At 40.1% G+C, this 23,091-nt stretch carries 15 protein-coding genes, 2 tRNA genes and 2 rRNA genes; 6 read left to right on the top strand and 13 right to left on the bottom strand.

Annotated features, from left to right (window positions below; genetic code table 11):
• Positions 1-234 precede the first annotated feature (234 nt).
• From O99_RS06595 to O99_RS06585, 3 genes are all read left to right on the top strand, one after another.
• Positions 235-627 (top strand): Fur family transcriptional regulator, encoded by a 393-nt coding sequence (locus tag O99_RS06595; protein WP_035007470.1) that lies wholly within the window; start codon positions 235-237, stop codon positions 625-627.
• 141 nt (positions 628-768) lie between these two features.
• Complete coding sequence (locus O99_RS06590) at positions 769-1,857, top strand: HlyD family secretion protein (RefSeq protein ID WP_035007469.1); 1,089 nt, start codon at positions 769-771, stop codon at positions 1,855-1,857.
• A 20-nt stretch (positions 1,858-1,877) separates the two neighbouring features.
• Entirely contained in the window at positions 1,878-3,494 is a 1,617-nt protein-coding gene (locus tag O99_RS06585) for a DHA2 family efflux MFS transporter permease subunit (RefSeq protein WP_051668886.1), read from the top strand.
• A gap of 140 nt (positions 3,495-3,634) precedes the next feature.
• On the opposite strand, the gene O99_RS06580 is transcribed toward O99_RS06585, so the two are convergent.
• The 7 genes from O99_RS06580 to groES all read right to left on the bottom strand — a co-directional run bounded on the left by O99_RS06580 (position 3,635) and on the right by groES (position 11,223).
• Entirely contained in the window at positions 3,635-4,219 is a 585-nt protein-coding gene (locus O99_RS06580; RefSeq protein WP_035007467.1) for a GNAT family N-acetyltransferase, read from the bottom strand.
• Between the two features lie 71 nt (positions 4,220-4,290).
• On the bottom strand, positions 4,291-5,424 hold the full coding sequence (locus tag O99_RS06575; RefSeq protein ID WP_035007466.1) for a type III PLP-dependent enzyme: 1,134 nt from the start codon (positions 5,422-5,424) through the stop codon (positions 4,291-4,293).
• Between the two features lie 640 nt (positions 5,425-6,064).
• Positions 6,065-6,982, bottom strand: a complete 918-nt coding sequence (gene trhO / locus O99_RS06570; protein WP_035007464.1) for an oxygen-dependent tRNA uridine(34) hydroxylase TrhO — start codon at positions 6,980-6,982, stop codon at positions 6,065-6,067.
• Positions 6,983-7,455: 473 nt separating this feature from the next.
• Positions 7,456-8,286 (bottom strand): ferredoxin--NADP reductase, encoded by an 831-nt coding sequence (locus O99_RS06565; RefSeq protein WP_035007462.1) that lies wholly within the window; start codon positions 8,284-8,286, stop codon positions 7,456-7,458.
• Positions 8,287-8,686: 400 nt separating this feature from the next.
• A complete protein-coding gene (locus O99_RS06560) occupies positions 8,687-9,025 on the bottom strand; it encodes a zinc ribbon domain-containing protein YjdM (RefSeq protein ID WP_035007461.1) in 339 nt (112 codons plus the stop codon).
• Positions 9,026-9,226: 201 nt separating this feature from the next.
• Positions 9,227-10,870 (bottom strand): chaperonin GroEL, encoded by a 1,644-nt coding sequence (groL, locus tag O99_RS06555; protein WP_035007459.1) that lies wholly within the window; start codon positions 10,868-10,870, stop codon positions 9,227-9,229.
• A 56-nt stretch (positions 10,871-10,926) separates the two neighbouring features.
• The gene (gene groES / locus O99_RS06550; protein WP_035007457.1) at positions 10,927-11,223 is read right to left on the bottom strand and encodes a co-chaperone GroES; all 297 of its coding nucleotides are present in this window, start codon (positions 11,221-11,223) and stop codon (positions 10,927-10,929) included.
• A 288-nt stretch (positions 11,224-11,511) separates the two neighbouring features.
• Between groES and fumC the strand changes: the two genes are divergently transcribed.
• On the top strand, positions 11,512-12,900 hold the full coding sequence (gene fumC, locus O99_RS06545; protein ID WP_035007456.1) for a class II fumarate hydratase: 1,389 nt from the start codon (positions 11,512-11,514) through the stop codon (positions 12,898-12,900).
• A 27-nt stretch (positions 12,901-12,927) separates the two neighbouring features.
• On the opposite strand, the gene O99_RS06540 is transcribed toward fumC, so the two are convergent.
• Positions 12,928-14,556 carry an alpha-D-glucose phosphate-specific phosphoglucomutase gene (locus O99_RS06540; RefSeq protein WP_035007455.1) on the bottom strand — a complete coding sequence of 543 codons (1,629 nt, stop codon included), beginning with the start codon at positions 14,554-14,556 and terminating at the stop codon, positions 12,928-12,930.
• Positions 14,557-14,763: 207 nt separating this feature from the next.
• On the opposite strand from O99_RS06540, the gene O99_RS06535 reads away from it, so the two are divergent.
• A complete protein-coding gene (locus O99_RS06535; protein WP_035007454.1) occupies positions 14,764-15,288 on the top strand; it encodes a peroxiredoxin in 525 nt (174 codons plus the stop codon).
• A 123-nt stretch (positions 15,289-15,411) separates the two neighbouring features.
• Here O99_RS06535 and hisS read toward each other — a convergent pair whose 3' ends face one another.
• Entirely contained in the window at positions 15,412-16,899 is a 1,488-nt protein-coding gene (gene hisS / locus O99_RS06530) for a histidine--tRNA ligase (RefSeq protein WP_035007453.1), read from the bottom strand.
• A gap of 592 nt (positions 16,900-17,491) precedes the next feature.
• Here hisS and O99_RS06525 point away from each other — a divergent pair.
• The gene (locus O99_RS06525; RefSeq protein ID WP_035006828.1) at positions 17,492-18,589 is read left to right on the top strand and encodes a TIGR04086 family membrane protein; all 1,098 of its coding nucleotides are present in this window, start codon (positions 17,492-17,494) and stop codon (positions 18,587-18,589) included.
• A 444-nt stretch (positions 18,590-19,033) separates the two neighbouring features.
• On the opposite strand, the gene O99_RS06520 is transcribed toward O99_RS06525, so the two are convergent.
• From O99_RS06520 to O99_RS06500, 4 genes are all read right to left on the bottom strand, one after another.
• Positions 19,034-19,110, bottom strand: a tRNA-Met gene (locus O99_RS06520).
• An 88-nt stretch (positions 19,111-19,198) separates the two neighbouring features.
• Positions 19,199-19,313: ribosomal RNA gene (gene rrf / locus O99_RS06515) — 5S ribosomal RNA — on the bottom strand.
• Positions 19,314-19,400: 87 nt separating this feature from the next.
• Positions 19,401-22,211: ribosomal RNA gene (locus tag O99_RS06510) — 23S ribosomal RNA — on the bottom strand.
• A 527-nt stretch (positions 22,212-22,738) separates the two neighbouring features.
• Positions 22,739-22,814, bottom strand: a tRNA-Ala gene (locus tag O99_RS06500).
• Positions 22,815-23,091: the final 277 nt, after the last annotated feature.

Raw genomic sequence — 23,091 nt, 5'->3', positions numbered from 1 at the left:
TGTCCCTGCATCACATTATATAAAACTCTTAACACTGAAGAGTCAACCATAATTTTCAAACTTCTAAAATATAACGCTAACATTCTTAAAAAACAGAGTGAAATTACAAAAAATACTGCGGATAAAAAGAATAAAACCATAAACTAAAAAGTTTATATCATAATCATCATTGCACAAATGCCTTACACATTTTATATTTCATTACGTGACATGCTAATAACAAAGAAGGTGTAAATGTCATCTAAACTTACACGTAACCAAACATTAGTACTTAATGTTTTAAAAAACGAAGCAAAACCTTTAAGTGCTTATGCAATTTTGGATCGTTTGCGTGAAGAAGGTTTCCGTGCTCCTTTACAGGTTTATCGAGCATTAGAAGGACTCGTTCAATTAAAATGCATACACCGCCTTGAAAGTGTGAATGCTTTTATGGTTTGCTCACATCCAGAGAATTGTCACCATGAATTAACGATTTTCACTCTTTGTAACAAATGTGGGCAAGTGAACGAGATACAAGAGCAAACCATCGCATATGATATTAAGCAAATGACACAAAAAAGCGGGTTCCAAGCGCATAAAAGCACTATAGAAGTAAAAGGAACCTGTAAAAAATGTACTACAAAATAATATTTTTAGACTTGTAAATTTTCATATCAAGTATATATGTGTCAATCTTGTATTATCCGGAAAGCTTTTCTCACTACTATGTGCGTAAGATGTGGATGTGCGAGTGTATTTATTATATATTGAATTGAAAGTAATAAATTCATGTCTACGTCAATTTTTTCAATAAATGCTTTCAGAAAAATCAAACACAAAAAACCAATTAATATTCTTCTTCTTATTTTGGTGCTTTTTATATTTTGGTTGAGCTATAAATGGTTAGCACACTGGCGTTATATGATTACAACTGACGATGCTTATGTACAAGGTGACATCGCTGCTATTTCCCCCAAATTAAGCGGATACATTGAAGAACTTTCTGTCAAAGCCAACCAAACTGTAAAAAAAGGCGATACCCTCTTTCGTTTAGAAAGTGGTGATTATCAAATCGCCTTAGATCAAACAAAAGCGCATCTCGATACACAACAGAAAATTCTTATGCGTATTGATGCGCAAATTGTAGCAGCCCATAGTGCATTAGATGATGCTCAAGCACAAAAAGCAGCTGCCTCAGCTATAGCAACCAATGCACAACTCACCTTACAACGGATTACGGAACTGAAAACGGATCGTTATGTTTCCCAATCTAATGTTGACAATGCCAAATCAGCTTACGAACAAGCTATTGCTAATGTTACACGGGCTGATGCGCAAATAGCTGCAGCACGTGCTAATATTCAAGTATTAGAAGCACAACGGCATGAAGTAGAAAGTCAAACAAAAAATCTTGAACTCACCCGTGACAAAGCAAAACGTGATCTTGATTCAACTATTCTACGTGCTCCATTTGATGGAATTATTGGAAATTTAACAGCAAAAAAGGGAGATTTTGTCGTTGATGGTCAACGCCTTGCTGCCTTAGTTCCCATCCATGCGCTTTATATCGAAGCAAATTATAAAGAGACACAATTGCAAAATATTCAAAGTGGGCAAACTGCTTATATCTCCATTGATGCCTTCAAAAAAGATGTATTTGAAGGTACAGTGCTTTCTGTTTCGCCCGCAACAGGAGCTGTTTTTTCTCTTTTGCCACCACAAAATGCTACTGGTAATTTTACAAAAATTACGCAACGTATTCCTATTCGGATTTCTATTCCTGAACATGCGTTAAAAAGTGGAAGAATCAAAGCAGGAATGAGCGTTACCGTAACCGTTGACACACGGAATAGGAAACAAAATAAAGATTCTTTATAACAAAGTTAAATGATCCTATCATGAAAAATCCGACACCTCTTGCATCTACAGATTCTCTTGCATCTACTGATGCTAAAGAGAGCATAGACATACGTAAAATCATAGTCTTCATAGCTATGACTTTTGGTATGTTCATGGCTATTTTAGATATTCAAATTGTTTCTTCCTCTTTAGCTGAAATTCAAGCCGGTTTATCAGCAAGTGCTGATGAAATTTCATGGATTCAAACGTCTTATCTTATTGCTGAAGTTATTATGTTGCCTCTTTCTGGTTTTTTAGGGCGTTTGTTATCAACACGGATTTTCTTCAGCTTCTCAGCAGCTGGCTTTACCATTGCATCTATTCTTTGTGCTACAGCAACATCTATTGAGCAGATGACCTTTTACCGTACACTCCAAGGCTTTATTGGCGGAGGCATTATCCCCAGTGTTTTTGTTGCTTCGTATACACTTTTTCCTCCCTCTAAACAATCAATCGTTTCGCCTATCGTTGGCCTAGTCGCAACATTAGCGCCTACAATTGGTCCAACAGTGGGAGGATATCTCTGTCATGTCTTATCATGGCATTGGCTTTTTCTCATTAATGTACCTTTTGGAATTATTATCTCAATTTTAACTTGGAAATTAATTGATTTTGATAAAGCAGAACCCTCTCTCATAACTAAATTTGACTGGTGGGGTCTTTTCTCTATGGCAATCTTCTTGGGATCATTAGAATATATTTTAGAAGAAGGTGCACGTCATGATTGGTTAAATGATCAACTGATCTTCAATCTTTTTATTATTATGATCTTAGCGGCTAGTTTATTCTTTTGGCGAGCTTTTACTGCTAAAGAACCAATTGTTGATCTCACAGCTTTTTCGAATCGAAATTTTTCGATTGCAGCAATTTTCTCCTTTATGCTTGGAATAGGACTTTATGGTCTTACCTATCTTTATCCTGTCTATTTAAGTCAAATACGTCATTATGATGCTCTTATGATTGGAGAAACGCTCTTTATTTCAGGTTTAGCTATGTTTTTGACGGCTCCTATAGCTGGATTTCTTTCAACACGTATTGATGCACGTCTTATGATTGCTATAGGACTCACCAGCTTTGCATGGGGAACCTGGCTAGCCACTGCGGTTACCGACGATTGGGGTTTTTGGGAACTCTTTTGGCCTCAAATTTTTCGTGGGTTTTCTATTATGCTCTGTATGGTTCCTATTAATGACATTGCCTTTGGGTCATTATCACCAGAGAAAATGAAAAATGCCTCTGGGCTTTTTAATTTAACACGCAATCTCGGCGGTGCAGTAGGACTTGCTATTATCGGTACTGTTATGATGGAACGCTCTGCTCTCCATTACGGACGAATAGCTGAAACCATCCATGCAGGAAATATCCAAGCAACTGAAATGCTTGCAAAGCTCACCATGTATTTCCATTCTTATACGTTTGATTCACATGCCCTTGCCTTATTACAACTTTTTGGTATCACTTTCACACAAGCGACAGTTATGGCTTTTAGCGATATTTTCTTTATGATGACTATTCTCTTTAGTCTTTTAACCTTCTTAACCGTTTTTCTTAAAAAAATATCACCCTCTGCTGATATTCCTCACGGCCATGAAGTTTCATGTTATAAAGGGCAATAGGCATTTATGGTACTGAATGTATCAACAAAAGAATTTAACCATATTCTTAAATATCAATGATATGACTTCATGAATGAAAAACGAAAAAATAGCCTCAGCGTTATTATGAACAAACAAGTAAAATGAAATACTCTAAAATCTTAAGCTACTTTATAATGCTGATTATGGCTTAAATCCTGTAGGTCTCCACTTGAAACTAAAAGACCATGACATCCAATAAGATATTGAGGGATCAATTCCAAAGCTTGAAAACGATGTTTTTCATAAACTCCAGGCATAGCGAAATTTTTTGTTAAATGACTTGAAAAACCAAAACGCTGATAAAATTCAGAATCTCCCACGAGGAAAATAGCACCATGGCCTAGTTGTTTTGCTGTTTCAATTGAATGCTGCATTAAAACTGACCCAATGCCTAGACCAGAACACTCAGTTGCCACAGCTAAAGGCCCTAAAAGCAAAGCACCTTGAATCTCATTTTGCCCTTTGTGAAAAGTAATATTCCAAAGACGCACACTTCCTACGAGCTCATCAAGAAAATTTTTAACAACAAAAGAAAGTCCAAAAGCTGGAAACCGGCCGCAACGTAAAATTTCTGATGATTTATGCTTACGTTCTTCTCCCATGACCAAATCGAGAAGTTTCTCCCGATGAAGAGCATCGGCTTCTTGCTCAGACATAAGCGTAAAACGTGCACCATTTTTTGCTTGAAAATGAATCTTTTTCATCTCTGTTACCCATTAAACCGCACCTTAAACACCCCATTAGGCAAAAATAGAGAGGTACCTTATACAAAATCTCAAATTACATACGATCGTAAAGGTTCAAAACCATTAAATGCAACAGATGCATAAGTTGTTGTATAAGCACCGGTCCCATGAATCAAGAGTTCATCACCTATTGTTAAAGAAAGAGGAAGCAAATAAGGCGTTTTTTCATACATAATATCTGCCGAATCGCACGTCGGACCAGCTAAAATACATGGTTCCATTGCTTGATCATCATGAGCCGTTTCAATAGGATAGCGAATGGCTTCATCCATAGTTTCAGTCAGACCATTAAATTTGCCAATATCAAGATAAACCCAACGGACGTTATCATTTTTTCCTTTTTTAGAGATCAAAACAACCTCTGTGCGTATAACACCCGCATTACCTACCATCGCGCGCCCTGGCTCGATAATTGTTTCAGGAATACGATTCCCAAAATATTTTTTCAATGCATCAAAAATGGACATACCATAGGTTTGCACTGTTGGAATATCTTTCAAATAACGTGTCGGAAAACCACCGCCCATATTCACTAATTGCAACTGAATACCTTCTTGTTCCAAAGATTTAAAAACAAAAGCTGTATCCGATAAAGCACGATCCCATGCATTCAAATCTGTCTGCTGAGAACCCACATGAAAGGAAACACCATGGGCCTGCAGACCTAAGTGATGCGCATAACGTAAGACATCAACAGCCATAGAAGGAACACAGCCAAATTTTTGCGATAACGGCCACTCTGCTCCTTCTCCATCAGTAAGAACGCGGCAAAAAACACGAGCTCCCGGTGCAGCACGAGCAACTTTTTCTACTTCCTCAAAACAGTCAATGGCATAAAGTGAAATACCAAGCGCATGCGCACGCGCAATATCGCGCTCTTTCTTAATCGTATTACCAAAAGAAATACGATTAGCTGTAGCACCTGCCGCTAAAGCCATTTCAATTTCTGCTACAGAAGCAGCATCAAAAAACGATCCTAAAGAAACAAGCAAGCGCAAAATCTCAGGTGCTGGATTTGCTTTGATTGCATAGAAAATACGTGACTGTGGAAGAGCCTTTTCAAAATTTAAATAATTTTCATGAACAACATCAAGATCAACAACCAAACAGGGCCCTTCAGAACGATGCGTTGCAAGAAAATCGCGAATACGTTGCGTTGCCATTTGCACTTCTCCCTAGGGACAAGACATCCCTAACTTTACGCCAATGAGCAGCAAACGCTGCCAATAGCAAAAAAACAAAAGACATACATCCACTCTCTCACCCGATTAAAAACAACCGGGAAGAAATAAGCATTGCATGCCACGAAAAAACAGCGCGAAAACCGCATTGTTCTACGTTGTCTGCCTTTTTGATTGGAGTTGAGAAGCCAATTCCGCACTGAAGGCAATGAGGTGTGCCTCTTTAGTTATCCCAGCATTTGAACAGCTGGAAGACACCAGAAAGGCCCGCACCGTCGTTGCTTCAAGATGTCCTCATTCTTTTGATTGGTCATAAGAATGACTGGAGCGGTTAGTTCCAGGTACCGTACCGGTTAATCCCACCATTTGAGAACCAGCGGACACCCACAGGCACGTGCGACTTTGGGCAACATCGCGTATAAAGCCAATTTTTATTCATTTCAATCATTTTTTTTAATTTTAAAACTTTTTTAACTTTTAATCAAAAAATGATGCAAAAAAGAAACATATCACTCGGAAACAAGAACAAGCTTGTACCCTTATTATCTGTATATCTAACCATAAATTAGAGAATGTTCAGTCTTAAAATATTCTTTTTTAAAAATGATATAAAAGAAGGCTTTTATTGTTCACAATGAGGATACGCTGCACGCAATTTTAATAATTGAAATTGTCTATGACGTTCCCGAAAGCGTTGTCTATCACTTTCATCCCGCGTATTATAACAAGCATCACAAGAGACACCTTCTTCATAATGAGAGGATAGCTTATCTTCAGCACTAAGAGGGGAACGACAGGCGCGACACAATTCGCGTCCACATTCTTCGAGACCATGTCCTACAGAAACACGCTCATCAAAAACGAAACACTCTCCCTGCCACAAACTGTTTTCCTTTGGGATAGTTTCCAAATATTTGAGGATACCACCTTTTAAGTGATAAACTTGATCATAACCAAGGCTACGGACATAAGCGGTTGATTTTTCACACCGAATACCCCCTGTACAAAACATAGCAATTTTCTTTTTCTTTTTCAAATCGCTTTCATGTTTCATAATCCACTCAGGAAATTCACGAAATGTTTTAATACAAGGATCAATGGCTCCTTGAAAACTCCCAAGCGCATATTCATAATCATTCCGTGTATCGATTAAAAGTGTTTCTTCATCTTGGATAAGAGCATTCCAGTCTTCAGGTGCTACATACGTTCCAACAACTTTTAACGGATTAACATCTTCAATCCCCATTGTTACAATTTCTTTTTTTAGCCGCACCTTCAAACGATGAAAAGGCATTTTTGAAGCCCATGAATATTTAATCTCGGGCATTTGAAATGTAGGCTCTGCAGTGATAAAATCTATTAACTTTTCAATTGCACTGCAGGAACCAGCAACAGTGCCGTTGATTCCCTCTTTTGCTAAAAGAAGAGTTCCCTTAATGCCATTTGTCTGACATAAATTCAGCAAAGGCTTTTGCAATTGACTATAATGCTTCAAATCTGCAAAGCAATAAAGAGCAGCAACTTTAAATTTCTTTTCCATGACATGGACATAACGCGGGTTTTATTTAATTTCAAGAACTATTCGTCCTTTTCTTTTATATTATTCTGTCATTTGCTTCTACACGCAGAATATCTTTTTATGAAAAGAGAACACCCTTATCAAAAGAAAATGACACTATCCCAGCATCACAGCTCCTCAGTTATAAGGTAATTATTTTTCCTACCCATAGGCGCATTTCAAATAAGAAAGACAGGACAAGTTATGCATATCTTCATTTTCAGCCGAAGTTGCTGATGAAATCACTCTTCTTCAAATCCTGAATTATCTTTTGTTCAAATATAATTTTTCTTACAGAAAGCTATAATAATATAAGAATACCTTACCACTTTCTGTGTTCATCTAATAAATAGAGTTCACAAAGAGAATTTATTGAAATGTTTCCTCATATCGATCGGAATGGAAAAATTAAAAAACGAATGAGCACCTTTTATTCTGTAAAACAGGTTGCTCTTTTATCCCACAAAGGCCCGTTCCACAACATAAGTCGCCGGGGCATTATTGGCTCCTTCAACAAGACCAAAGGTTTCACATATCCTAGCACAATCTTTCAGCATTGCCATCGAACCACAAATCATAACACGGTCTTCCGTAGGATTGATTTTCGGCAATCCAGTTCTTTCAAAAAAAGCACCGCTTTCCATAACAGTGGTAATGCGTCCCATATATTCTGAAGGTTCGCGGGTGGTCATAGGATAAAATTTCAACTGTTTTACATATTCACCAACTAACGGATCATGCTCTAAAGAAGCAACAAGATCTTTCGCATATGTCAGTTCATTACACACACGTGTTGTTTGAATAAGCACCACCTGGGAAAATTTTTCATATGTTTCGGGATCACGAATAAGACTTGCAAAAGGAGCAACACCTGTCCCTGTTGAAAGAAGATAAAGACGTTTTCCAGGGATAAGAGCATCAAGAACTAAAGTTCCAGTCGATTTTTTACGCATTAAAACTGTATCACCAATTTTAATTTTTTGAAGATGTTCTGTTAATGGTCCTCCTGGAACCTTGATCGAAAAAAATTCGAGCTGTTCATCCCAATATGGGCTTGCAATTGAATAAGCGCGATAAATTGGCTTTTCTGCATTCGGCAAACCAATCATAACAAATTCGCCCGAACGAAAACGAAAGCTTTCCGGACGATTAAGGCGAAATTTAAATAAATTATCCGTATAATGATGAACCTCTTGAACAGTAAGCGCAAACACATTTTCAGGAATTGGAAAATTTAAAGCAACATTCTCGATATTTAACTGAACATTGGTTGCTGATGCGCTCATAAATTCTTCCTTATATTTTGATACAACATTTAATAATACATTTTATAAATAGTATAATCCCTGCATAATCATCTACTGATATTTTTTTACAATATAAACTATTGATTCAATAGTTTATATACTGAATTAAGGATAGATATGTATTATACCATGAATGCAAAAGGAAAAAAATGGAATAACGAATAGTAAAGTCAAGTGCAACAGTAATAACTGTAATCTTATAGAATTCCGATAAAAGATATTTTGTCTCTCATTCGGCATCCATTGCATTCTTCACCAATGACTTAAATTGTTAACAAAAAAGATCCAAAACACAATACTATTTTACTATTATGCTCTCTCTTCCTTCCTTTTATTATTGAAAAAGAGAGCATCAGTGTAGGATGATCATTTTTTGGTATTAAACTTTTTTTACAAATTCTGACTTTAAAGCCATCTGACCAATTCCAGGTATTTTGCAATCAATATTATGATTTCCCTCTACCAAACGAATATTCTTAACCTTTGTACCGCTTTTTAAAACAGATGAAGACCCCTTCACTTTAAGATCTTTAATGACCATCACGCTGTCACCATTTGCTAAAAGCTGACCATTAACATCATAAACTTCAAAAGAGATAGGAAGCTTTTCATTCTTGTTTTGAGGCCACTCATGCGCACATTCAGGACAAATAAAATGACCATTGTCTTCATAAGTATAAAGACCATCACACTGAGGACACTGAGGCAATTGAGTCATACATCCCGCCTTTGTTCAAGAGAAATTATTGATCGTAAATCATGCATCCAATAAAACAAGAAAAAAGATCTATTGAACACAAGATATACTGAAATGAGCAAAGCAAAAATTTGTTAGCTGATTTGGTCATAAAATGAAAGAACAAGCATAAGAAAAACGGGCCAGTAGGCCCGTTTTTCTTTTATCTTTGACGAAGGCGACTTAGAAATCCATTCCGCCCATTCCGCCCATTCCACCACCGCCCATTGGAGGCATTGGTGTCTCTTTCTTTGGAAGTTCAGCAACCATTGCTTCTGTTGTGATAAGAAGGCTTGCAATCGATGCAGCATTCTGTAAAGCAGAACGGACAACTTTTACTGGGTCAACAATTCCTAAAGCAATCAAGTCACCAAATTGCCCTGTCGCGGTATTGTAACCAAACGTATCTGAATTATTTTCCAGCACCTTGCCAACAATAATTGCCGCTTCTTCACCTGCATTCATCGCGATTTGACGTGCTGGCGCTTGTAAAGCACGGCGTACAATGTGGATACCAGCCTCTTGATCAGGATTCTTTCCTTTGACAGTCAATGCATTTGCAGCACGCAAGAGTGCAGTTCCACCACCAGCAACAATACCTTCTTCTACAGCTGCTCGTGTTGCATTCAAGGCATCATCAACACGGTCTTTCTTTTCTTTCACTTCAACTTCTGTTGCACCACCAACACGAATAACGGCAACACCACCAGCAAGTTTTGCGAGTCTTTCTTGCAGTTTTTCACGATCATAGTCAGAAGTTGTTTCTTCAATCTGTGCTTTAATCTGGTTAACACGTGCAGTAATTTCAGCCTTATGCCCAGCACCATCAATAATGGTTGTGTTTTCTTTAGTGATATTAACTTTCTTTGCACGTCCAAGCATATCTAAGGTAACATTTTCAAGCTTAATGCCAACATCCTCAGAAATAACCTGACCCGATGTTAAGATAGCAATATCTTCTAACATCGCTTTACGGCGATCACCAAATCCTGGAGCTTTAACAGCAGCGATTTTCAAACCACCACGCAACTTATTAACCACGAGGGTTGCCAAAGCCTCACCTTCCACATCTTCTGCGATAATAAGGAGAGGTTTACCGGATTGCACAACTGCTTCAAGAACAGGAAGCAAAGATTGCAAATTAGACAGTTTCTTTTCGTGAATCAGGATATAAGGATCATCAAGATCAGCAACCATCTTTTCAGCATTTGTCACAAAGTAAGGAGACAAATAGCCACGGTCAAATTGCATACCTTCAACAACTTCTAATTCAGTTTCAGCTGTTTTCGCTTCTTCCACTGTGATGACGCCTTCATTGCCCACTTTTTCCATAGCATCGGCAATCATTTTCCCAATTTCAACAGCACCATTTGCGGAAATCGTTGCAACTTGCGCAATTTCTGCTGAAGTTTGAATTTTTTTTGCTTTTTTGAAAAGATTTTCAACGACTTCTTCAACAGCTGCATCAATCCCACGCTTGAGACACATTGGGTTCATCCCAGCAGCAACAGCCTTTACACCTTCTTGTACGATTGCTTGTCCTAAAACAGTAGCTGTTGTTGTTCCATCACCTGCAATGTCATTGGTTTTCGAAGCCACTTCACGCAACATTTGCGCGCCCATATTTTCGAACTTATCTTCCAATTCAATTTCTTTTGCAACAGATACACCATCTTTTGTAATACGAGGCGCGCCAAATGATTTATCAATTACCACATTGCGCCCTTTAGGGCCGAGCGTTACCTTAACAGCATTAGCAAGGATATCAACACCGCGCAATAAACGCTCACGCGCTTCACGGCCAAATTTGACTTCTTTAGCAGCCATTTAATTTCTCCTTGGAGTTGTCTTAAATAATCAAATAAAATAATTGAGAAATTGGATTAACCCAAAATTCCCATAATATCAGACTCTTTCATGATTAAGAGGTCTTCACCATTAATCTTAACTTCAGTTCCAGACCATTTGCCAAACAAGACGCGGTCTCCTGCTTTCACTTCTAGAGGAACGCGCTTTCCATTATCGTCGAGAGCACCATTCCCAACCGCAATAATTTCACCCTCTTGAGGTTTTTCCTTTGCTGTATCAGGGATGATAATCCCACCAGCTGTTTTATTTTCAGATTCAACCCGACGAACAACGACACGATCGTGAAGTGGGCGGAATTGTATATTAGCCATGTTTTATATCCTTAAAACTTAATATAACTGAATTAATCTTAAGTTCCTATTAGCACTCTCTTGCGACGAGTGCTAACAATAAAACAAATATAAAAATGCCTTGTTACAATGTCAAGAGTTCTCAATAAAAATTAATCTGCACCTTTTTGTCGTCCTCCGTTTTCTCTCGTGGAAAATTTGAGCAATAGTCTTGTTAACTGTTTTCCATTATAAAAAATTTTAGCACTTAATTTTTCTTTGATTAATCTATAGTATAAAAAACTTAAATGAATCATCATAGGGGTCGTCATGCTTACAACTCGTCAAGAAACTGATAGTTTTGGAACAATCGCCGTACGTAATGATCGTTATTGGGGAGCACAAACGGAACGTTCCCTTCATCATTTTAATATAGGGATAGAAAAACAACCCTTGACCGTAATTTATGCCTTAAGTCTTATTAAAAAAGCCGCAGCTCTCGTTAATATGGAAAAAGGAAAACTTCCGCAAAATATCGGGCAAACGATTGTTACTGCAGCTGATGAAGTCCTTGCAGGAAAATTCGATGCTCATTTTCCTCTTTCTGTTTGGCAAACAGGCTCCGGCACACAAAGCAATATGAATGTCAATGAAGTCATTGCCAACCATGCTAATGTCCTTTTGGGAGGAGCTCTTGGAAGCAAAACACCAGTTCACCCGAATGATCATGTGAATATGAGCCAATCCTCTAACGATTCCTTTCCCACAGCCTTACATATTGCCACCACACTGCAAACACGCCAACATCTGTTACCAGCTCTTGATGCCCTTATTGCGAGCCTACAGAAAAAAGAAAAAGAATTTACCGACATCATCAAAATCGGGCGAACCCATACTCAAGATGCAACACCTCTTACATTAGGACAAGAATTTTCAGGCTATCGTACCGCTCTAGAAGCCAATCGCACACGAATTGAAACAGCACTCACCGATGTTCAAATGCTTGCTCAAGGAGGCACAGCCGTCGGAACAGGTCTCAATGCTCCATCGGGCTTTGATAAAGCATTTGCCGAAACAATAAGCACTCTTACAGGGATCCCTTTCAAAACCGCTCATAATAAATTTGAAGCGCTCGCTCATCACGGAGCTCTTACGCATTTTCATGGCAGCCTCAATGCCTTAGCAGCTGACCTGTTCAAAATTGCCAATGACATTCGTTTCTTAGGATCGGGACCTCGTTCAGGATTAGGTGAGTTGAACCTTCCAGAAAATGAGCCAGGTTCTTCTATCATGCCGGGAAAAGTCAATCCAACACAATGTGAAGCTTTGACCATGGTTGCTTGCCAAGTCTTTGGCAACCATAGCTGCATCACATTTGCTGCCAGCCAAGGACATTTTGAACTCAATACCTATAAGCCAGTTATTGGATATAATGTATTGCAATCACTTAATCTTTTAGGAGATTGTATGCGCTCTTTTGAGACATATTGTATCCAAGGATTACAAGCAAATAGAGAGCATATTCACGCTTTGATGGAACGTTCTCTCATGTTGGTTACTGCTCTTGCTCCAGAAATTGGATATGAAAAAGCCGCTGAAATTGCTAAAACAGCCTATAAAAATGGGACAAGTCTCCGTGAAGAAGCTTTAAAAGCAGGTGTTTCTGCTGCTGATTATGATCGACTTGTTGATCCTCAAAAGATGATTCATCCACAATAAGAGAAGAATTATTGCCAAAAAAAACGTTTATGTAATAATATTGGGCTGTTCTCGTCCTAAATGATGTTTGATTTTTAACACCTCAAAAGCAGCTTGCTTTAAAGGATGAAGAGCTTGTTGTGGATCTTGATTATGCTTACGGGGATCTCCCTCATACTGTTCAAGATAAAGCCGAACAAGAGCTCCTGTTGTTCCCGTCCCAGAAAGACGAACCACTAAACGTGCCCCATTGTCAAAAAAAATACGGACCCCTTGCCGTATACTCACACTATGATCAATGGGGTCATGATAAATAAAATCATCGGCTTTTTCGACCGTTAATCCAGCTACTTTTGTTCCTGGCTCTGGTAAGCATGCGGATAATTGTTCTACCATTGCAAAAGCTTTGTGGGACTCCACCTCTTCATAATCATATCGTGAAAAATAAAAACGTCCATAGGTACGCCAATGCTGTTGAGCAATTTGCGCCACTGTTTTTTTTGTAACAGCAAGAAGATTCAACCAGAATAAAACAGCCCATAATCCATCCTTTTCGCGCACATGATCCGACCCTGTGCCAAAGCTTTCTTCCCCACAAAAAGTTATTTTTCCAGCATCAAGGAGTGTTCCGAAAAATTTCCACCCCGTTGGCGTTTCAAACAAATTCAATCCTTTTTTCTCTGCAACGCAATCGACAGCACGCCCAGTTGGCATAGAGCGTGCAACGCCCACAAGACCTCGTCGATATCCTTTAATTAAAGAAGCATGATCAGCCATAATCGCAAGAGAATCAGAAGGAGTGATAAATTGTTGGCGACCAATAATAAGATTACGATCTCCATCGCCATCAGAAGCAGCTCCCAAGTCAGGCCCTTTCTCTGACATTAATAAATCATATAAATCCTTAGCATGAACCAAATTCGGATCTGGATGTTTGCCACCAAAATCCGGTAAAGGTATTCCATGAACAACTGTTCCTTCAGGAAATCCTAAGCATTTTTCAAAAATTTCTTGCGCATAAGGGCCCGTCACAGCATGCATTGCATCAAACCGGAAGTTTAATCCCTCAGAAACCGCTTGAGCAATACACTCAAAATCAAAAATTTCCTGCATCAGCGCACTATAATCTGCAACGGGATCGATCACATCAACCTGCATAGACCCAATAAATACCGTTCCTTGCCTATCTAAATCGATCTCTGAAACGTCAACAATTTTATAAAAAGACAAATGTTGTGATGCAGCAAAAATAGCATTACACAAAGAAGTAGGTGCTGGTCCCCCATGAGAAATATTATATTTTATCCCGCAATCACCCTGTTCTCCTCCAGGATTATGACTTGCCGAGAAAATAATACCACCATGAGCATGATACTTGCGAATAAGATGCGAAACAGCAGGTGTAGATAAAATCCCTCCTTTACCGACTTTAATACATCCAACACCATTGGCAGCAGCCATTTTTAACACGATCTGAATAAGCGTCCGATTTAAATAGCGTCCATCTCCTCCCAAAATGAGCAATTTTCCCTTAAGAGGTCCCACAGTATTAAAAATAGATTGAATAAAATTTTCAACATAATGAGGCTGTTGAAAAGTCGATACCTTTTTGCGCAAACCAGACGTTCCAAGCTTTTGATCTTTAAAAGCCGTTGTCGAAATAATATTCACCGTCATGAAATAATATTCGCCGTCATACTGACACCTGCAAAGCATAATGACTTAATTGAAACATGAATACTCCCTTAAAATTGATTATTAATTTCTCTTGACGCAAACATAAAATACCTGCAAATTAAAGAAACTATACGACATCCTTAAAGATAAAACAAAACTCAAAATTGTCGGAAATACCCTTCTTATATAAAGCACAGGAGTGCAATCATGTTTAGAAAAAAAGTTCCCAATGTTACCTTCCACACACGTGTTCGTGATGAATCAGTGAGTGGCGATAATCCTTATCGGTGGCAAGATGTCAACAGCGACACTTATTTCAAAGGAAAACGGGTTATTCTTTTCTCCCTGCCCGGAGCCTTTACACCTACTTGCTCAACTTTTCAACTTCCTGATTTTGAAAAACTCTATGATGAATTTAAAAAAGTAGGTATTGATGAAATTTATTGCGTTTCCGTAAATGATGCTTTCGTTATGAATGCATGGGGAAAAGACCAAGGCATTAAAAATGTGAAACTTATTCCCGATGGATCGGGTGAATTTACACGGAAAATGGGAATGTTGGTTGCCAAAGATAATATCGGTTTTGGTATGCGGTCATGGCGCTATGCTGCTGTGATTCAGGATGGCATAATTGAACAATGGTTTGAAGAGCCAGGCATATCAGACAATTGTGCCACAGATCCTTACGAAGTCTCCTCACCACAAAATATTTTAAAGATCCTACAAGGGTAATTGTAGCGGTTATTTTCCCACCTGATTTTTCCCTCCCTTCCTTTTTTTTTATATAAAAAAGGGAAGGGATTTTTAAGTTTTTTCCGTTCCTAAAGATTTTATGATTTTTGAGCCTTAAAGATTCTATGATCTTTGAGAAACGAGAATATTTTGAACTGTTTGAACGAGTTGATCTTCATCGACAGTTATTTGTGCTGGTCGACTCTCACGCCATGTTTGATTATCTTTAATTTCGTGGGATAAACGTGCTCCCTCGACCAAATCTTTGATCTGAATTTTTCCTTCTTGGCGCTCTTGTGCCCCCTGAATAACTACACACGGCGCACGACGCCGATCAGCATATTTCATCTGTGCTTTAATCCCTGACGCACCTAAATAGAGTTCAGATCGAATCCCCGCTTGGCGTAAACGCATGACCATTTTTTGATAGCGTACGAGAGCTTCTGGTTCTTTATCCATCATTAAAACCACAACGGGACCTATCGTTTCCTTCACAGGAAGTTTGCCAAGATTTTGCAAAGCAGATATCAAACGTGAAACACCAACAGAAAAACCTGTTGCTGGAATATTTTCCCCACGAAAGCGAGCAACCAGCCCATCGTAACGTCCCCCTCCACCAACAGATCCAAACACAACTTTTTGCCCATCATCATTAAAAATATCAAAAAGTAGAGCAGCTTCAAAAACAGGTCCTGTATAATATTCTAATCCTCGCACAACTGATGGATCAATTTTGATACGGTTCTGATAGCCATTTTCAGCAAAAATCGCTTGCATTTCTTCAAGCTCACAGAGACCTTCAAGCGCTTGATCACTATGCTCAACCATCTTTTTCAGATTATCAATTGTTTCCTCAGCTGTCTCAGCACTAACAGCCATCAAAGCAAGAACACACTCAATTTCTTTGTCCTTTAGTCCCGCTCCTTTGGTAAAATCACCACTTTCATCCAAACGCCCCTGCCCTAAAAGCAAGCGAACCCCTTCTGAACCAAATTTATCGAGCTTATCAATAGCTCTCAGAACAGTTAAGCGTTTCTCCTCCTGCTCCTTTCCGCCAAGACCAATCAATCCCAAAACGCCGTCCAAGATCTTCCGATTATTCAAACGAATAACATAATCTTCCTGCTGAATCCCTAATCTTTCTAGACTATCTGCTGCCATCATGCAGATTTCTGCATCAGCCAACACCGTTGGTGCCCCAACAATATCGGCATCAAATTGCATAAATTGTCGAAAACGTCCTGGTCCTGGCTTCTCATTCCGAAAAACTGGCCCATAACGATAGCTTCGATAGGGCTTAGGTAAAGTTTCAAAATTCTCGGAAAAATAACGAGCTAACGGAGCAGTCAAATCATAGCGTAAAGACATCCATTGCTCATCATCATCTTGCAAAGAAAAAACACCCGCATTTGGTCGATCTGAATCGGGCAAGAATTTACCAAGAACATCCGTATATTCAAAAATCGGCGTTTCCAATGCCTCAAAACCGTAAAGTTCATAAACCTCACGAATTTGAGCAACCATTGTTTCAATACTATATAATTGCGCGCTTGTGCGGTCAATAAAACCGCGGGGTAAACGGGCTTTTGTTCTTTCTTGTTTCATAGCCATTGTTTTTCTCTAGCAGCAATGTGTCTTGATAGATCACTGTGTCTATCTTATCATAACAAACGCTGCAACGATTTTATATAATTGCGGTTATACACCACCACAATATCACCTCTATCACCAACTTAATGATATCAATTGTTTCCCTAAACGTGCCATCAAAGAAGCTAAAAAACAACATATAATCAAAAAGCTTTATCTCATAAAATCTTTCCTCACGCTTTTAAAATCATTCTCTTAAGGCCTTTTCCAATTTCTTATTTGATATTTAATTATTGTATATTTGGATTATTTTTCTGTTATCTGTTGCTTACTTTAAAATGCTCAGCGAGTTGACAGTTTTTGTTTTTTTTTCATTTTTATGTTTTTTTGTATGGTTTCTCCTTTTGAAGAAGTCTGAGCAATATTGTTTGTGTGATTTTCTTTTTTCACAGTGCGGAGTGAGATAGGCTATACTTGCTGCGTATTATTTTGTCTCCTTCTTAAGCTTTTTAGCATTTTGATTTCAGTTTGTTTTTTCCTTTTTTCATTTTTTTTGGAACTTGCATTGGTTTTTCTCATTTTAAGTTTAAGAATTATTGAAGGAGAGAGAGATATGGAAACGCGGATCCCAACGAAGCATCCCTTAGAGCGACATTTTACAGGCGAATTTTCTTTAGAGACGGAGAGTTGTCACTATAGACCGTCTGTTTTATCTTGGTCCTCGATTTTTGCTGGATTACTAACGCTTTTAGCAACATCGGTTTGTTTTTCATTTTTGTTAGCAGCCTTAGGCTTAAACCAAATGACCTTTTTTTCTCCCTTTTCACTAGAGAAGAGTTTTCTCTCTGTTGGGGTGAGTTCAATTTTTATTTTTTGTCTAAGCTTTGGTCTTGGAGGTTATGTTGCTGGTCGTTTTTCGGATCACTCAGGAGCGCTTCACGGTTTTTTGACCTGGGCCCTTTTTATGCTTTTGGTGGCGCTCCAAAGTGCAATTTTACTTTCTGGCGCGGCTCATTTAGGCGCTAAGACTGTTTCAGGAGTTGCAACAACAACGAAACAAGCGATCAGTGATTTTAGTTCAGAAGGTGGCAAACTTGTTCCTCTCACAGACCGTAAAAATTTTGAGGATTTTTTCAACGATAAAAGGAATGCTCTGTTTGATTTTAACAAACTCAGCAATGACTTACAGGCACTTTTAAATAAAAGTGATATTCCAGCCCTCAATCCGGACAATCTCTATAACGCTTATAGAGAATCAGTCAAAGACCTTCGTTCTACCATCACATCTTTTAAGAATGATCCTTCTAACTATCGTCTTTTGGTTAAACAACTCGGCGAACGCCTTTCGGATCGTGTTAAAAAGCTGAACACCCAGATTGATCGTCGCGATGTCATCCATCAGCTGATAAACAATGGACTATCACAAGCTGAAGCAGAAAATACTGCAGAACGTGCGATTGATATTTATCAAACAGCGAACAAAAAAACTAAAGAAGCTATTCAATCACTGAACAAACAGGTAGAAGCTCTCTCGCAGAATGCTCCTACTCATAAAGGAGCCCAAAACAGTTTTGCAATTGCGGATAAAGCCATAAGCACAGCTTCTAAGATTGGATTGTGGAGTTTTTTTGCGAGCCTTCTTGGTGCTGTAATTGCCAGCATTTCTGGATATTATGGTCATAGGAGACGGTCTTATTCTTACACATTGTAAAATTTCGATTTTGAGACAAAAGAGGCTGATCAACCTTTAAGAACTCTACAAAGTAAAAACGGACGTCTCATCTGAGACGGATCCTCTTCCCGCTTCTCTCTTGACGTCTCGGTACATTAATTTGAAGCGACCTGGGTATTTTCCCTCATGATGCACCATGCCATCAAAACGGACGTCTCATCTGAGACGGATCCTCTTCCCGCTTCTCTCTTGACATCTGGCATATTGATTTGAAGCGACCTGGGTATTTTCCCTCATGATGCATCATGCCTTCAAAACGGATGTCTCACCTGAGAAGGATCTTTTTCCAGTGGTTTTTTATTATTCCCCCAACAACACCGCTCCAAAGAGGAAGGAGTCTTTTTTTGTGTTGGATCGCCTACCGATCTCTTGTCGCGTTTATTTTAAGGATTATTTTATGATACAAACTTATTGATCCGAGACTGGTTGCGGGGGCAGGATTTGAACCTGCGGCCTTCAGGTTATGAGCCTGACGAGCTACCGGGCTGCTCCACCCCGCGTCACGGAAGAATTGTCGCAGAAAGGATACGACGATTTTTAGATATTTTTTTGAAGAGTGTTGAAGAATTCTTTCTATGCGCTTAGCAGACCTGGCAGCGACTTACTCTCCCGTGCCTTAAGACAAAGTACCATCAGCGCTGGAACGTTTCACGGCCGAGTTCGGGATGGGATCGGGTGCAGGCGCTCCGCCATAACCACCAAGTCAGCGAAAAGCATAGAAAGGAAAGAGAAGTTGTCTTATTGCTATTTTAATTTGTTTTGTTTTTTTAAATGAATAGAGGGAATGAGAACGATCAAGCCTATCGAACGATTAGTATCAGTAAGCTTCATATGTTACCATACTTCCACACCTGACCTATCAACGTGGTGGTCTACCACGGTTCTCAGGGAATACTCGTTTTCAGGTGGGTTTCCCGCTTAGATGCCTTCAGCGGTTATCCCGTCCGTATATAGCTACCCTGCTATGCGGCTGGCGCCACAACAGGTCCACCAGAGATACGTCCATCCCGGTCCTCTCGTACTAGGGACAGATCCTGTCAATATTCCTACACCCACGGCAGATAGGGACCGAACTGTCTCACGACGTTCTGAACCCAACTCACGTACCGCTTTAAATGGCGAACAGCCATACCCTTGGGACCTGCTCCAGCCCCAGGATGCGATGAGTCGACATCGAGGTGCCAAACAACCCCGTCGATATGGACTCTTGGGGGTCATCAGCCTGTTATCCCCGGCGTACCTTTTATCCGTTGAGCGATGGCCCTTCCACACGGGACCACCGGATCACTATGACCGTCTTTCGACTCTGCTCGACTTGTCAGTCTCACAGTCAGGCAGGCTTATGCCATTGCACTCAACAAACGATTTCCGACCGTTCTGAGCCTACCATCGCGCGCCTCCGTTACTCTTTAGGAGGCGACCGCCCCAGTCAAACTACCCACCATACACTGTCCTGGATCCGGATAACGGACCGCAGTTAGACATCCATGTCGATAAGGGTGGTATTTCAAGGACGACTCCACAAAGGCTTGCGCCCCTGCTTCAAAGTCTACCACCTATCCTACACATATCGCCACAAATGCCAGTGTAAAGCTATAGTAAAGGTGCACGGGGTCTTTCCGTCTAACCGCAGGAACCCCGCATCTTCACGGGGAATTCAATTTCACTGAGTCTACGTTGGAGACAGCGGGGAAGTCGTTACGCCATTCGTGCAGGTCGGAACTTACCCGACAAGGAATTTCGCTACCTTAGGACCGTTATAGTTACGGCCGCCGTTTACTGGGGCTTCAATTCAATGCTTGCACATCTCCTCTTAACCTTCCAGCACCGGGCAGGCGTCAGACCCTATACATCGTCTTGCGACTTTGCAGAGCCCTGTGTTTTTGGTAAACAGTCGCTACCCCCTGGTCTGTGCCACCCTTTAACGGTTGCCCGCTAAAGGGTCACGCTTCTTCCGAAGTTACGCGTGCAATTTGCCGAGTTCCTTCAACGTAGTTCTCTCAAGCGCCTTAGTATTCTCTACCTGTCCACCTGTGTCGGTTTCGGGTACGGTCTATACGTGGGAGCTATTTCCTGGAATTCCTTCACTGCAAGATCAATCCAATAAGACCTTACAATTTACGCAATCCGTCACTTCCCACAGGTCCACGAATATTAACGTGGTTCCCATCGACTACGCCTTTCGGCCTCGCCTTAGGGGCCGACTCACCCTGCTCAGATTAACTTTAAGCAGGAACCCTTGGACTTTCGGCGAGGGAGTCTCTCACTCCCTTTATCGTTACTCATGTCAGCATTCTCACTTCCGATACCTCCAGGAGCTCTCACGAGTCTCCCTTCACAGGCTTACGGAACGCTCCGCTACCACTTACTCATAAGAGTAAATCCACAGCTTCGGTGTATGGCTTGAGCCCCGTTACATTTTCGGCGCAAAGACCCTTATTTAGACCAGTGAGCTGTTACGCTTTCTTTAAATGATGGCTGCTTCTAAGCCAACATCCTGGTTGTTTTGGGATCCTCACATCCTTTCCCACTTAGCCATAACTTGGGGACCTTAGATGGTGGTTAGGGTTGTTGCCCTTTCCACGACGGACGTTAGCACCCGCCGTGTGTCTGCCAGTTATTTCTTCCAGGTATTCGGAGTTTGGTTAGGTTTGGTAATCCGGTGAGGACCCCTAGCCCATCCAGTGCTCTACCCCCTGGAGAATAAAACTAACGCTCTACCTAAATAGATTTCGCGGAGAACCAGCTATTTCCGAGTTTGATTGGCCTTTCACCCCTAGCCACAAGTCATCCCAATCTATTGCAACAGATACGGGTTCGGCCCTTCAGTAAGTGTTACCTTACCTTCAGCCTGCTCATAGCTAGATCACTCGGTTTCGGGTCTAATCCAACGAACTGAACGCCCTGTTCAGACTCGCTTTCGCTACGCCTACACCTATCGGTTTAAGCTTGCTCGTTAGACTAAGTCGCTGACCCATTATACAAAAGGTACGCCGTCACCCAGAACGTATCTTGGGCTCCGACTGTTTGTAGGCATTCGGTTTCAGGTTCTTTTTCACTCCCCTTGTCGGGGTACTTTTCACCTTTCCCTCACGGTACTGGTTCGCTATCGGTCATGCACGAGTACTTAGGCTTGGATCGTGGTCGACCCATATTCAGACAGGATTTCACGTGTCCCGCCTTACTCAAGGACTTAAATCAGATTTACGTATACGGGACTATCACCCTCTTTGGTTTGATTTTCCAATCAATTCTACTTTTCTTAACTTAAGCCACTGGCCTGGTCCGCGTTCGCTCGCCACTACTAACGGAGTCTCTTTTGATGTCCTTTCCTACAGGTACTTAGATGTTTCAGTTCCCTGCGTTCGCTTCTTACACCCTATTTTATTCAGGTATAGATACCTTATTTGTGATTACTAGAAAATTAAACCGCTTTTATGAAAGCAGCTTAATTTTCTAGCAATCTAAGGTGGGTTGCCCCATTCGGAAATCTACGGATCAAAGGGTATTCGCACCTCCCCGTAGCTTATCGCAGCGTATCACGTCCTTCTTCGCCTGTGCATGCCAAGGCATCCACCAAATGCCCTTAAGACACTTGATCATTCTCATTGCCAATATTCATTTATCAATTCGTCTATGCACAATCATCGAGATAAAATTGATTTAAAAATCATGCAATCTCTATAATCAGCACACAAAACAAAAATATCAGCAGAAAAGACCAACTTCTCGAGATATATTCAATGGCACGGTTAAGTTGCCAATCATTAAGCAAGGAATTTGAGCGTTTCCTTGCGACACATTATTCTACTCAAAAGATTTCCTCAATGAAAAGGTCTTGTTCTTTTGTCCTTATAAACTCTCACTTGAGTGTATAAATTAAGCTCTCTTCTACAAGAGAAAAAAGCCTCTATGTTTGAACAAGTCCCAACAGAGCTTTTTAAAGCTATGCTGCATTTTAAAAACCTTCTTTTTAGCCATCCATCCTTTAAAAATTTCTTTTACCAGGACAGAAGGAAGCAAAAAATGTCTGAATATACCTTCTTCTTCACGATTTCAATAGAACAGGCAAAGAGATTACTTCATCTCTTGCAATAACTATTCTTTTAACAATGATGATGAACCATATGGTGGAGCCGGACGGGATCGAACCGACGACCCCCTGCTTGCAAAGCAGGTGCTCTCCCAGCTGAGCTACGGCCCCTAAAACAGCTAAAACTCCCTCACATCTTGCTCTTTTAAAAACGCTATATTCTAAAAAACAGAGGCTTTTTAAAACAAACAGAGACACAATATTGGCCTGCTCTTTTCCCTGTTTTGTCCCTTATTGAAAAGGAGAGACAATACTTTCTCACGAAGGGTCCAAATTTCTCATGAAGAGTTCATTGCTCTAGAAAGCTTTAAGTTTCTATGGAGGTTCTAAACACTTTTAGAAAAAATTGATTGAGGCAATAAATTCTTTTAAGGAATTATCCAAAAAG

Source organism: Bartonella rochalimae ATCC BAA-1498 (assembly GCF_000706645.1).
Classification (GTDB): domain Bacteria; phylum Pseudomonadota; class Alphaproteobacteria; order Rhizobiales; family Rhizobiaceae; genus Bartonella; species Bartonella rochalimae.
This window is presented reverse-complemented; position numbering and strand designations above follow the sequence as displayed.